We start from the raw sequence: 12,008 nt of genomic DNA, 5'->3' as shown, positions 1-12,008 counted from the left end.
TTTCAGGACACGGTGACCGGCCGGACGGCCGTCACCTTCCAGCCCGCCCCTTCGCGGACGACGTCGAGTTCGGTCGTGAAGGGGCGGCTGGTCACCTTGCCCGCCGCGTCGGTGACCTGCAGGTTCGTGAAGAACAGCACAATCCCGCGCCCGCCGGTGAGCGCGACGGCCCCGGCCATCGGGTCCGGGCCGAGCGCGACCTTCGTGCCGCTCCGGCGGATCGCCTCGACGTAGCCGGCCTTCTTCGCGCGGTAGTCGCTCAACAACGGCTCGCCGAGGGTGGCTTCGGCGCGTGTGTAACTGCCCTCGGGGTCGCCGCTGTCGGTCGTGAACAGCCCGCCGGCCGCCGCACGGGCCCCGGCCAGCGCCGAGTCGCGCACCCCGCCAGGGCTGCCGTCGTCCGGCTGCGGCGAGGGTGGCGGCTGAGCCGGGTTCACCGCGATGTCGGAGAGCCGCCAGCGCCCGCCTTCCCGGACCGCGGTGAACGCGACCGTGGCCAGGCCCTTCGAGGCGCCGTTGACCTGCTCGAGCACGGCCAGGTCCCGGACCCGGTCGCCGGTGAACTCGAGCGCGGCCGCCTCCCGCACCCGCGTGACCAGGTGCACCGGCGACGGGCTCTTCCTGACCTCGGCGAACAACCGCGTGAGCTGGTCTTTCGCCGTTCCCGTGACGTTGGCCGCGACGGCCTGGTCGAACGCGCCGGAGTTGTCGGAGTCGTAGCTGAACACCGCCTCGGCCGCCGCCTTGACCGCGTCGAGGGCCGCACCCGTCCGGCCGGCGTCGACCAGCGCGAGGTTCCCGCCGACCGGCACCGCCGTGCCGGTGACCGTGCACGCCGACGTCAGCAGGAGGAGCGCCGGAAGCGCTCGCTTCACAGCAGCCCGGCTTCGCGGGCCCGCGCCCCGGCCTGGAACCGCGAAGACGCGCCGAGGAGGTCCATCAGCTCCGCCACCCGGCGCCGGTAGGTCCGCAGGCTGACGCCGAGGGAGCGGGCGGCCGTCTCGTCCTTGGAACCCGACGCCAGCTGCTCCAGGATTTCCCTGGCACCCAGCTCGGTGAACCGGGCCTGGTAGGACTCCAGGTCGGTGGCGCCGTGCCAGGCCGCTTCGAACAGCGACTGGATGCCCTGGACGAGGTCGGGACTGCTGATCACGGTGTAGCCGCGGACCCCGCCGATTTCCTCGCCGGCGACGATCGCGATCCGGCGGTCGAGCAGGATCGTCTCGTTGATCTCGCGCTCGGTGATCCGGATCCGGGCTCCGTGCGCGGCCATCTGCCGCAGGTGCTCCGCGAGCGCCGGGTCGAACAGCACGCCGGGCAGGTAGACCTTGCGCACGGTCAGCCCGCGCACCGTCTGTTCGCGTTGGGGCGCACTCGGGTGCGCCACCGACCACGTGTGCAGGTCGCGGGCGGCGCACGAGATCTCCGTCGCCGCGGCGAACAGGTGTGCCGTGCGCTCGAACAGCTCTGCCTCGCCGCGCACCACGACGACGTCACTCACCTTCTCCACGTATTCCAGTGTGGCAGCAAACTGCCAAACGCGGAGGTCACGCGGCCTGCGCCGGAAAGCTGGAGCCATGACCACGAACACCCTCCCCGCCGCCGCGGCGGGCTCCTGGAAGCTCGGCTCGTTCGAAGTCAACCGGCTCGGCTTCGGCGCGATGCGCCTGGCGACCACTTCGGACTGGCAGGTCCGCGACCGCGAGTCCGCGCTGGCCGTGCTCCGCCGGGCCGTCGAACTCGGGGTGAACCACATCGACACCGCCGCGTTCTACTTCCACGGCCCGCGCTCGGCGAACGAGCTGATCAACCGGGCCCTCGCGCCCTACGCCGGACTGACGATCACCACCAAGGTCGGCCCCGGCCGTGACTTCGAAGGCACCTTCCACACCGCCCGGCCGGACCAGCTGCGCGCCCAGGTCGAGGAGAACCTGCGCGAGCTGGGCCTCGACCACCTCGACGTCGTCAACTACCGGATCGGCCAGAACCTCGACCGCGGTACCGGCTCCCTCGCCGAGGGCTTCGGCGTCCTCGCCGAGCTGCGCGAAGCCGGGTTGATCCGCGAGCTGGGCATCTCCAACGTCGGCCCGGAGCACCTCACCGAGGCACTGGCCATCGCGCCGGTCGTCTGCGTGCAGAACCAGTACGGCCTCACCGCACGCCGGGAGGACGACGAGCTCGTCCGGCTGTGCGCCGAGCACGGGATCGCCTTCGTGCCGTTCTTCGCCGTCGCGAGCGGCACGGGCGAAGACGCGCGGGTCGCCGAAGTCGCCCGGCGGCACGACGTCACCCCGGCGCAGGTGCGGCTCGCGTGGACCCTCCACCAGGGACCGAACGTGCTCGCCATCCCGGGCACCGGCGATCTCGCGCACCTCGAGCAGAACGTCGCCGCAGCGGCTCTGGAGCTCACCGAGGACGACCTGACCACCCTCGAAGGAGATGCCTGATTCACCCGGAAGGTCTCGCTCGGGAATCGGCCGGGTGAACGTGGGCTGACACCCCGGCGAACATGTCCTCCCCAGGTGTCGCGGTGCTCACGACAAGGCGGACAACGCTAGGCCGAAGGGCCACATCACCGCTTACGATCGGCCTGTGACCACGCCTGTTTCACTCGCACTGGCCATCGGCGCACTGGTGGCCGGTGCGGTGATCGGTTATCTCGCCGCGCGGGCGCGGGGCCGGCGCGAGGTCGCCCGGCCGCCGGGCCCGACCGTCGCGGAGCTCCTCGAGCGCCTGGTCCGGTCCTCCCACAACGGCGTCGTCGTGCTCAACCGGTTCGGCGACATGGTGCTGCACAACCCGCGGGCCTACGAGCTGGGCCTGGTGAAGGTCAACCAGGCCGACCCGCGGGCCCGCAAGGCCGCCGAGCAGGTCGTCGAGACCGACGAACCGCTGGAAATCGATCTCTCGCCGCTCGAAGCGCGCGGCCGCCAGCCGGAGGCGGTGCTCGGCCAGGTCCGGCCCCTCGGCGACGGGTTCACCGTCGTCGAGGCCGTCGACCACTCCGAGGCCATCCGGCTGGAGGCCGTGCGCCGCGACTTCGTCGCCAACGTCAGCCACGAGCTCAAGACGCCGGTCGGGGCGATCGCGCTGCTCACCGAGGCCGTGCTCGACGCGGCCGAGGACGTCGACGAGGTCCGCCGCTTCGGCGGCAAGATCCTGCGCGAGTCCACCCGGCTCGGCCAGCTCGTCACCGAGCTGATCGCGCTGTCCCGGCTGCAGGGCGCCGAGCGGCTGCCCGACCTGAACGTCGTCGAGGTCGACGCGGTCGTCCGCGAGGCGCTCGGCCGCACCACCCTCTCGGCCGAGTCGGCCGACATCCGGATCACCACCGACGCGGCCAGCGGCCTGCTCGTCGAGGGCGATCGCACGCTGCTGGTCACGGCGCTGTCGAACCTGCTGGAGAACGCCGTCGCGTACTCCCCGGCCGGCAGCCCGGTGTCGATCTCGCGACGGCTCAACGACGGCGTGGTCGAGGTCGCCGTCACCGACCGGGGCATCGGCATCGCCGAGGACGAGCAGCAGCGCGTGTTCGAGCGCTTCTACCGCGCCGACAAGGCCCGCTCCCGCGCCACCGGCGGCACCGGCCTCGGCCTGGCGATCGTCAAGCACGTCGCGGCCAACCACGGCGGCTCGGTCGGGCTGTGGAGCCGTCCCGGCACCGGCTCGACGTTCACGCTGCGGATCCCCGCGCACGTCCGGCCGGAGCAGGCCGGCGAACCGGCGAAGGCCGGGAAACAGACCTCGCCGGCACCTCGGCAGGAGAAGACCCCCGAGCGCACCCAGAGGCTCGTGGTTACCGGGCAGGACAGCCCAGATCATGGAGGAAACCTGTGACCAGGGTTCTCATCGTCGAGGACGAGGAGTCGTTCGCCGACCCCCTCGCCTTCCTGCTGCGCAAGGAAGGGTTCACCGCGGCCGTGGCCGGCACCGGCCAGGCGGCGCTGGAGGAGTTCGACCGCAACGGCGCCGACATCGTGCTGCTCGACCTGATGCTGCCCGGGATGAGCGGCACCGACGTCTGCAAGCAGCTGCGCCAGCGCTCGGCCGTGCCGGTGATCATGGTGACCGCGCGGGACAGCGAGATCGACAAGGTCGTGGGCCTGGAGCTGGGCGCGGACGACTACGTCACCAAGCCGTACTCGGCGCGTGAGCTCATCGCCCGCGTCCGCGCGGTGCTGCGCCGCGGCGGCGAGCCCGGCTCGGACGGCGAGCTGGCCCCGCTGGTCCTCTCCGCCGGGCCGGTGCGGATGGACGTCGAGCGGCACGTCGTGACCGTCGACGGCGGTGAGGTGTCGCTGCCGCTCAAGGAGTTCGACCTGCTCGAGTACCTGCTCCGCAACGTCGGCCGGGTGCTGACGCGCGGGCAGCTGATCGACCGGGTGTGGGGCGCGGACTACGTCGGCGACACCAAGACGCTCGACGTCCACGTGAAGCGGCTCCGCTCGAAGATCGAACCGGACCCCGGCTCGCCGCGGCACCTCGTCACGGTTCGCGGGCTGGGCTACAAGTTCGAGACGTAAGTCCGTTTCGTGGCGGTATCGCCCCGGGTGGAGGCGCGCCGGGGCGGTACCGCACCGAGTGTTGTTGGTTACATGTTCGAGACCTGAGGCTGGGGCCGGTACCCTGGACCCCCGTGCGCCTAGGGGTACTCGACGTCGGTTCCAACACCGTCCACCTGCTCGTGGTCGACGCCCACCGTGGCGCCCACCCGACCCCGATGCATTCCGAGAAGTCCGTGCTGCGGCTGGCCGAGCGGATCACCCGCGGCGGCGAGCTCAGCAAGGCCGGTGCCGACGAGCTCTGCACCGCGGTCCAGTCCGCGAAGGAAGCCGCCACCCGGCTCGGCTGCGAAGAGGTCATGGCCTTCGCCACCTCCGCGGTCCGCGAGGCGAAGAACTCCGCGAAGGTGCTCGCCCGGGTGGCCGAGGAAACCGGCGTCGACCTGCAGGTCCTCTCGGGCACCGACGAAGCGCGGCTCACCTTCCTCGCCGTCCGCCGGTGGTACGGCTGGTCGGCGGGCCAGCTGCTGGTGCTCGACATCGGCGGCGGCTCGCTGGAGGTCGCGATGGGCCGCGACGAGGAGCCCGTGCTGGCCGAATCCCTGCCGCTGGGCGCCGGCCGCACCACGCGGACCCGCTTCCGGCACGACCCGCCGACGCGCTCGGAGCTCGTCGCGACGTCGGCGTGGCTGGACGACCAGCTCACCGACCTCACGCGCAAGGTCGCCAAATGGGGCGAACCCGATCGGGTCGTCGCGACGTCGAAGACGTTCCGCTCGCTCGCCCGGCTGACCGGCGCCGCCCCCTCGGCGGCGGGCCCGCGCGTCCGACGTACGCTCACGGACACCGCATTGCGCCAGCTCCTGGCCTTCGTCTCGCGGATGCCGTCGGCCGACCTCGCGCAGCTCGAGGGCGTCAGCTCGAGCCGAGCGCACCAGCTGGTGGCGGGTGCGCTCGTCGCGCAGGCCACGATGCGGGCGCTCGGTGTGCCCGAACTCGAGATCTGCCCGTGGGCTCTGCGAGAGGGTGTCATCCTGCGGCGGCTGGACCATTCCCACGGCGCGGATGAGACTGGAGCCGCCCTCCTGGGGCGCTTCGGCGCACAGGAGGACCGGTGAAAGCACGCGGCTGGACTTCGCACACGCAGCACGGGCACGGTGAAGAGGTGACGGACATGCAGAGGACGGCGTACAGCGCGCGCTGCGCCACCGAGCTGCCGTCGGGTGCCTCCTCGCGAGGTGCCGAGAACCCGGAGCGCGCAGGGGACTACCAGGTATGACGGACCAGACCGGAGGCGATCAGCCGCAGAAGACCGTGGCTGAGCTGCTCGCCCAGCACGGCGCCCAGGTCGACGGCGGACGCCGTCGCCGCCGGCGCGCGGCCGATGACGACGACGAACCCGCCACCCCGGAAGCCACCGGCACGCACCGGCGGCCGGGTGTGACCGACACCGGCCCCCAGGCGATCATCGACCGGGTGGCCTCGGAGGGCACCGCGCCCCCGCCGGCACCTCCCGCGCGGCCCGCCGGACGGCGCCGCGCGGAGCCGCCCCCGCCGCCCGCGCCCCGCGTGGTCCCGCAGGACTCCCAGCCGCTGCCGCGGCCGGTGCCGCCGCCGGCGCGGCCGGCCCCTGGCGGTGCCGAGTCCGGCCAGTACGCGCGTCCGGTGCCGCCGGAGCCGGGCCAGCGCCCCCGGCCGCCCCAGGAGTCCGGGCAGTTCGCGCGCCCGCAGGAGTCGGCGCAGCTGCCGGTGCCGCCGCGGCAGGAGTCGGCCCAGCTGCCCGTGCCGCCGCGCGCCGCGCCGCGCCGCCAGCCCCCGCCGCAGCCGTCCCAGCAGCTGCCCACCCCGCCCCAGCCGTCGCAGCAGCTGCCGACGCCACCGCAGCCGTCGGGGGAGGACACCCGCGCGGTGCCGCCCGTCCGGCGCCGCCCAGGCCCGCCGCAGCCGTCGCAGCAGCTGCCCACGCCGCCGCAGCCGTCGCAGCAGCTGCCGGTGCCCCCGCCGGGACCGCCGCCGTCCGGGCCGCTCTCGGCCCGGCTCGACGGCCTCAACGGGACCCCGGACGCCGACATCGACGTGCCGCCGGGCCCGATGGCCAGCGGGTCGTTCACGACGCCGCCGGCCGTGCCCGGCCGCCCGCGCCGCGCCCCGTCGCGCCGCCCGGAGCCGAAGCGTGAGGACCACACCGAGCAGTTCTCGGCGGTCCCCGACGACGAGCCGCCCGCCCCGCCGAGGCCGCAGAAGGGCAAGAAGAAGCCTGAGCCGCCTGAGCCGTCGTCGCCCGCGGGCCTGGCGAACTGGCGCAAGCGGCGGCAGAAAGAGCAGATGGAGGACACCGAGATCGGCGTCATGCCGGCGGTGCCCGCCGATGCCCCGGACGACGGCTACCCCGAGGACGACTTCGAGCCCGACGGCTTCGCCCCGGAGAGCAGCGGCTACCAGGCGGCCTACGAAGCGGGGCCGCCGACCGGCGCGTACCCGCCGCCGATGCCGTTCGCGCCCGGCGACCGCGCCTCGCGCGCGCCGATCCCGGACGACCTCGAGCCCTACGAGCGCGAGTTCGCCGACGGGTACCCGCCGGACGGCCCGGACTTCGAGCAGGACGACTACGCCTACGAACAGGGCGAAGGCTACGAAGACGACGAGTACGACGACGCGCCCGAGCCGGCCGCGGAGCCGGCGCCCGCGGTGTCGCCCGGCAAGCAGTGGCTGGCGCTGGCCGGCCAGCTCGCCATGGGTGTCGTCGGCGGCGCCGCCGTCTGGCTTGGCTTCAACTGGCTGTGGGTGAACATCCCGGCCGCCGCGCTGGTCGCGGCGCTGCTGGTGGTCGTCGCGCTGGTCTGGATCGTGCGGAAGATCCGCCGGGCCGAAGACCTGCAGACCACGGTCCTGGCGGTGCTGGTCGGCCTGGTGGTGACGGTGTCACCGGCGGCTCTGCTGCTCGTCGGCCGCTGACGCCCGCCGGGCGGCGCCAGAGGACCCCGCGGTCTTCGTGATCCGCGTCGCCTTGGCGGCCCGGCGGCTCCGCGCACCATCGGTGACGAGGCAGGATGGCGCGCGTGACAGACGAGCAGCCGGTCCCCGTGGGCCTCAGCACGGCGTCGGTGTGGCCGCTGAAGGCGGGGACGGCCTTCGAGCTGGCCGCCGAGCTCGGCTACGACGGCGTCGAGGTGATGGTCTGGGCCGACCCGGTCAGCCAGGACGTCACGGCGCTGCGGCGCCTGTCGCGCCGAACCGGTGTGCCCGTGCTCTCGGTGCACTCGCCCTCGCTGCTGATCACCCAGCGGATCTGGTCACCGGACCCGGCCGTGCGGCTGCGGATGTCCGTCGACGCCGCGCTCGAACTCGGCGCGCGCACGGTCGTGGTGCACCCGCCGTTCCGCTGGCAACGCCGGTACGGCGACTCCTTCGGCGATCTCGTCACCGAACTGGAAGCGTCGAGCGGGATCGAAATAGCGGTCGAAAACATGTTCAAGGTCCGGCCGCCCGGTGGTGCGAAGAATTCGCGGGTGTCCGCGTTCCGGCCGTCGATCGATCCGACGGACGTCGGGTTCCGCCACTACACGCTCGACCTGTCCCACACAGCGGCAGCCGAGATGGACGCGCTGGCGCTGGCGCAGCGCATGGGCGAAGGCCTCACCCACGTCCATCTGGCCGACGGCACGGGCGTCCCGAAGGACGAACACCTGGTGCCCGGGCGGGGCGGCCAGCCCTGCGCCGAACTGCTGGAGAAGCTGGTCAGCAGCGGTTTCGCCGGGCAGATCGTGCTGGAGATCAACACCCGCCACGCCGTCACCGCGGCCCAGCGCGTCCGCGACCTGGCCGAGGCGCTGTTGTTCGCCCGGTTCCACCTCGGGCAATAACCGCGCACAATCCGGGGAGGACACGACTACTCCCGAGTGCATTTCCGCCGGTCGAACCCGTAAAGTTCGGACCGTGAACCCGTCGCTCTCGTTGATCGTCACCTACCGGAATTCCCGAATCGGCGCGGACCGTTCGTGAGCGGAATGGACGGCACCGCCGTGTCCTTCGACACGGCGAGTGCGGCGCGGTCGCTGGGGGACGGCACCTTCACCGCGGTGCTGCGTGCGGAATGGGCCATCGGCTCCCACCCGCACGGAGGATTCCTCCTGGCCCTGCTGGCGAAGGCGGCGATCGCCGCCCTGCACGAACGCGGGGAGCCGCACGCGGAGCCCCTCGTCGTCAGCGCCGAGTTCCTGCACGCGCCCGCCCTCGGCCCGGTGCTCCTGCGCACCGACGTCCGCAAGGTCGGCCGCCGCGCGACGGTCGTCGAGGTCCGGCTGGAGCAGCGTGGCCGCAGCTGCGTCGAGGCGCGCGTGACGACCGGGCGGCTGCCGATGCGGCGCCCGGAGTGGACGGACGTGCCCTCGATGCCCGCCGAGCCGTCGCCGGGCGCGCTCGCCATGGCCGACAGCGCGGAAGGGCCGTTCAACCTGGCCAAGGGCTGCGAGGTCCGGCTCGACCCGGCCACCGCGGGCTACCTGGCCGGCCGGACGGGTGAGCCGCCGCGGATGCGGCTGTGGGTCCGGCCGCGCCACGGCCTGGTCGACCCGTACTTCACGCTGGTCGCCTCGGACGTCAACCCGCCGGTGGTGATGAACCTCGGCCGGCTCGGCTGGGCGCCGACGGTGCAGCTGACGGCGCTGCTGCGCACCCGCCCGGCCCCGGGCTGGCTGCGGGTGGTCGTCGAGTCGAGGTCGGTGCACGAGTCGTGGTTCGACTCCGACGCCACCGTCGTCGACTCGCAGGGCCGGCTGGTGTGCCAGTCGCGGCAGCTGGGGCTCGCCCCGGCACCGGGCACCTGAGCCGCGTTTGGCACGCTTGACGCCATGACGGTCATCGCGGTGCTGGGTGCGGGCAAGATCGGCGAGGCGTTGCTCTCGGGGCTGCTGCACGGCGGCCACGAACCGGGCGACCTGCTCTTCACCGAGCGGTACCCGGCGCGCGCCGAGGAGCTGACGACGCGGTACGGCGTCCGCGCCGTCGAGGTCGAAGAAGCGGCGAAGCACGCCGACGTCCTGGTCGTCGCGGTGAAGCCGCAGGACATCGACCCGGTGCTCGACGAGCTGGCACCGCTGCTCGGCCCGTCGTCGCTCGTGGTGTCGCTGTGCGCGGGCCTGCCGACTTCGCTGTACGAGCGCCGTCTCGCTTCGGGCGTGCCGGTGGTGCGGGTGATGCCGAACACGCCGATGCTGGTCAACGAGGCCATGAGCGCCATCTCCGCGGGCCGCTACGCGACGCGCGAGCACCTCGCGGTGGTGCGGGACCTGCTGTCCCACGTCGGTCAGGTCGTCGAGGTGCCGGAGGGCCAGCAGGACGCCGTCACGGCGCTGTCCGGCTCCGGTCCCGCGTACTTCTTCTACCTGGTCGAGGCCATGATCGACGCCGGGATCCTGCTCGGCCTGCCGCGCACGCTGGCCGGCCAGCTGATCATCCAGTCGGCCGTCGGCGCGGCGAAGATGCTGGCCGAGTCGGAGGAGCACCCGGTGCTGCTGCGCGAGGCCGTGACGTCGCCGGCCGGGACCACCATCAACGCCATCCGCGAGCTGGAGAAGCACGGCGTCCGCGCGGCCCTGCTCGCCGCCATCGAAGCGGCCCGCGACCGCTCGGTGGAACTCGGCAAGGCCCACGAAGCCTGAGGCCCCAAGCGCCCCAATGTGGCGTTGGGTGCGTCCAACGCACCGAACGCCACATTGAGGTTTTCTCAGTAGCGTTCGTGGTGGGTGAGGACGAGGGCTGCTTGGACGATGGTGCCGATGCGGTGGGGGCTGAGGCTGATGTGGTGGAGTGCTCGCCAGCGGGTTTTGAGCAGGGCCATGGCGCGTTCGCCGAGGGCGCGGGCGCGGGATTGGAGCAGGTTGTAGACCCGCTGGCGAGGGCCGAGGGGTGGCTGACCTGCGGTTTTCTTGTATGGGGTGAGGATGCCGATCCCGGCTGAGTGGTAGGCCTTGTCAGCCAAAGTTTTCAGACCCTCGGCCGCGGCGGCGGTCAACGCGCCGACGATGCCGAGGTCGCGGGCGGCGGAGAGGTCGTTGCGGGACCCGGGCAGCACCGGGGAGGTCCAGAGTGGGAACCCGTCGGCGCTGGCCAGGAACTGCACGTTGCCGCCGAAGGCGCGGTGTTTGCCGGAATACCACAGATGCACGGTGGCCCCGCGGTTGCGGCCTTTGGTTTTGATCGTGGTCGCCGCGACCCGATCCGAAGGAATCAGGGAGCCGTCGAGGATCACGTGCGTGTCACCGCGGGCGCAGCGGTCGGCCAGGACTTGGTGCAGGTCGGGGGCGCAGGCGGCGAGGGCGGTGATGGCTTCGTGCAGGTAGCGGTAGGCGGTAGCCACACTGATGTGGTGGTCGGTGGCCAGCCGGTGGATGGGGGTGGCGTCACGGAACCAGCGCAGCACCAGCACCGCCTGCCGGTAGGGGGTCAGTACCCGCCGGCCCCGGCGAGTGCCGCGCCGTCGCCGCTCGGCTTGCAGGACACCGGCTACGAACAGGGTCAACTCGCGCGCCACATCGAGCGTGGCACCATAGGTAATCACGTGGGGCCTCTGGATCCTCAGGACTCGGTCTTCGCAAACTCAGTCCTACCAGCGGCCCCACGCCTCATCTCGCAACAACACCCACCCCGCCCAGCCCCACTGAGAAAACCTCATTGGGGCGCTGGCGACCTGCCAACAGCGCGGGCGGCGTGCCTGATTTCGCCGGAAAGGGCGATTCCTCGGGTCTTGCACACGCGGGTGCTTGTGCGTTAGCGCAGGTAGGGGCCCATCTCGGTGACAGGCGTCGCATTAGTCCCACCAGTCCCGCTACTCTCGATAGAGCACGTGCGTGTCGATACCACAGGTGGGGAAGCCTCGTGGCGCGACACGTGTCGAAGGACGCGGTAAACATGTCGCCGAACAAGAAGGAGGATTTGCCCGCAGTCGGGCAGGTCCAGTTCCTGACGGTCGCCGAAGTGGCCACGCTGATGCGGGTCTCCAAGATGACCGTCTACCGTCTCGTGCACTCGGGTGAGCTGCCCGCCGTCAGGGTCGGGAAGTCCTTCCGGGTGCCGGAAAAAGCAGTGCACGAGTACCTCCAGGGTGCCTACTACGACGTGGGTTGAACCGGTCGCCGGGCACGCCGTGGCCTGCTGCGCGCAGCGCTACAACGTGCCCGCTGACCGGCCCGCGCCGGGTGGCGGGTAACCTGGAAAACCGCTCGTGCCTGTGCGCTCCACCCGTTGGACGCTGCGCCGGGCAGCGTGACCGACGACGACCTAAGGAGCGCCCATGGGCTCTGTGATCAAGAAGCGCCGTAAGCGCATGTCGAAGAAGAAGCACCGCAAGCTGCTGCGCCGCACGCGAGTGCAGCGTCGTAAGGCCGGCAAGTAAGACCTGCTGAGCGTAAGCGTGGCCCGTCCAGTCTCTGGACGGGCCACGTCCATGTGGTGGGCCGTTCCGCCCGTTCGAGTGAGGCGTTCGTCGCTTTCCGGGGGAACCGCGGT

The 12,008-nt window shown here is 72.2% G+C and carries 13 protein-coding genes; 10 read left to right on the top strand and 3 right to left on the bottom strand.

Annotated elements, in window-relative coordinates:
* Nucleotides 1-2: 2 nt before the first annotated feature.
* Both CF165_RS00280 and CF165_RS00275 read right to left on the bottom strand, forming a co-directional pair.
* Entirely contained in the window at nt 3-875 is an 873-nt protein-coding gene (locus tag CF165_RS00280; RefSeq protein WP_093945359.1) for a hypothetical protein, read from the bottom strand.
* Complete coding sequence (locus tag CF165_RS00275) at nt 872-1,510, bottom strand: helix-turn-helix domain-containing protein (RefSeq protein ID WP_093945358.1); 639 nt, start codon at nt 1,508-1,510, stop codon at nt 872-874. The genes CF165_RS00280 and CF165_RS00275 overlap by 4 nt, the downstream gene beginning before the upstream one ends.
* 67 nt (nt 1,511-1,577) lie before the next feature.
* Here CF165_RS00275 and CF165_RS00270 point away from each other — a divergent pair, with 67 nt between their 5' ends.
* The 8 genes from CF165_RS00270 (at nt 1,578) to proC (ending at nt 10,162) form a co-directional block, all read left to right on the top strand.
* Complete coding sequence (locus tag CF165_RS00270) at nt 1,578-2,447, top strand: oxidoreductase (RefSeq protein ID WP_093945357.1); 870 nt, start codon at nt 1,578-1,580, stop codon at nt 2,445-2,447.
* Between the two features lie 145 nt (nt 2,448-2,592).
* Nucleotides 2,593-3,837: a sensor histidine kinase gene (locus tag CF165_RS00265; RefSeq protein ID WP_167441292.1), complete on the top strand. Its 1,245-nt coding sequence runs from the start codon at nt 2,593-2,595 to the stop codon at nt 3,835-3,837.
* A complete protein-coding gene (locus tag CF165_RS00260) occupies nt 3,834-4,523 on the top strand; it encodes a response regulator (protein ID WP_093945356.1) in 690 nt (229 codons plus the stop codon). The genes CF165_RS00265 and CF165_RS00260 overlap by 4 nt, the downstream gene beginning before the upstream one ends.
* 113 nt (nt 4,524-4,636) lie before the next feature.
* Nucleotides 4,637-5,620 carry a Ppx/GppA phosphatase family protein gene (locus CF165_RS00255; RefSeq protein ID WP_093945355.1) on the top strand — a complete coding sequence of 328 codons (984 nt, stop codon included), beginning with the start codon at nt 4,637-4,639 and terminating at the stop codon, nt 5,618-5,620.
* 157 nt (nt 5,621-5,777) lie between these two features.
* Nucleotides 5,778-7,457 (top strand): Rv0497 family membrane protein, encoded by a 1,680-nt coding sequence (locus CF165_RS00250; RefSeq protein ID WP_205660732.1) that lies wholly within the window; start codon nt 5,778-5,780, stop codon nt 7,455-7,457.
* A gap of 95 nt (nt 7,458-7,552) precedes the next feature.
* On the top strand, nt 7,553-8,365 hold the full coding sequence (locus CF165_RS00245) for a sugar phosphate isomerase/epimerase family protein (protein ID WP_205660731.1): 813 nt from the start codon (nt 7,553-7,555) through the stop codon (nt 8,363-8,365).
* A 144-nt stretch (nt 8,366-8,509) separates the two neighbouring features.
* The gene (locus CF165_RS00240) at nt 8,510-9,328 is read left to right on the top strand and encodes a thioesterase family protein (protein ID WP_093945354.1); all 819 of its coding nucleotides are present in this window, start codon (nt 8,510-8,512) and stop codon (nt 9,326-9,328) included.
* 24 nt (nt 9,329-9,352) lie between these two features.
* A complete protein-coding gene (gene proC, locus CF165_RS00235; protein ID WP_093945353.1) occupies nt 9,353-10,162 on the top strand; it encodes a pyrroline-5-carboxylate reductase in 810 nt (269 codons plus the stop codon).
* A gap of 65 nt (nt 10,163-10,227) precedes the next feature.
* On the opposite strand, the gene CF165_RS00230 is transcribed toward proC, so the two are convergent.
* Nucleotides 10,228-11,061 (bottom strand): transposase family protein, encoded by an 834-nt coding sequence (locus tag CF165_RS00230; protein ID WP_093945352.1) that lies wholly within the window; start codon nt 11,059-11,061, stop codon nt 10,228-10,230.
* A gap of 350 nt (nt 11,062-11,411) precedes the next feature.
* On the opposite strand from CF165_RS00230, the gene CF165_RS00225 reads away from it, so the two are divergent.
* Both CF165_RS00225 and CF165_RS00220 read left to right on the top strand, forming a co-directional pair.
* On the top strand, nt 11,412-11,627 hold the full coding sequence (locus CF165_RS00225) for a helix-turn-helix domain-containing protein (protein ID WP_013222402.1): 216 nt from the start codon (nt 11,412-11,414) through the stop codon (nt 11,625-11,627).
* Between the two features lie 166 nt (nt 11,628-11,793).
* A complete protein-coding gene (locus CF165_RS00220; protein ID WP_007030867.1) occupies nt 11,794-11,895 on the top strand; it encodes a 30S ribosomal protein bS22 in 102 nt (33 codons plus the stop codon).
* The last annotated feature ends 113 nt before the right edge of the window (nt 11,896-12,008 follow it).

Origin of the sequence: Amycolatopsis vastitatis, from assembly GCF_002234595.1 — a bacterium.
Lineage (GTDB): Bacteria > Actinomycetota > Actinomycetes > Mycobacteriales > Pseudonocardiaceae > Amycolatopsis > Amycolatopsis vastitatis.
The sequence above is the reverse complement of the archived record's forward strand: the minus strand, read 5'-3'. Positions and strand labels throughout refer to the sequence as shown.

What these genes read in the sequence shown, in the direction of transcription:
- CF165_RS00240 (WP_093945354.1), top strand. Translation starts at nt 8,510, where the DNA reads ATGGACGGCACCGCCGTGTCCTTCGACACGGCGAGTGCGGCGCGGTCG.
- CF165_RS00250 (WP_205660732.1), top strand. Translation starts at nt 5,778, where the DNA reads ATGACGGACCAGACCGGAGGCGATCAGCCGCAGAAGACCGTGGCTGAG.
- CF165_RS00220 (WP_007030867.1), top strand. Translation starts at nt 11,794, where the DNA reads ATGGGCTCTGTGATCAAGAAGCGCCGTAAGCGCATGTCGAAGAAGAAG.
- CF165_RS00270 (WP_093945357.1), top strand. Translation starts at nt 1,578, where the DNA reads ATGACCACGAACACCCTCCCCGCCGCCGCGGCGGGCTCCTGGAAGCTC.
- proC (WP_093945353.1), top strand. Translation starts at nt 9,353, where the DNA reads ATGACGGTCATCGCGGTGCTGGGTGCGGGCAAGATCGGCGAGGCGTTG.
- CF165_RS00225 (WP_013222402.1), top strand. Translation starts at nt 11,412, where the DNA reads ATGTCGCCGAACAAGAAGGAGGATTTGCCCGCAGTCGGGCAGGTCCAG.
- CF165_RS00245 (WP_205660731.1), top strand. Translation starts at nt 7,553, where the DNA reads ATGGCGCGCGTGACAGACGAGCAGCCGGTCCCCGTGGGCCTCAGCACG.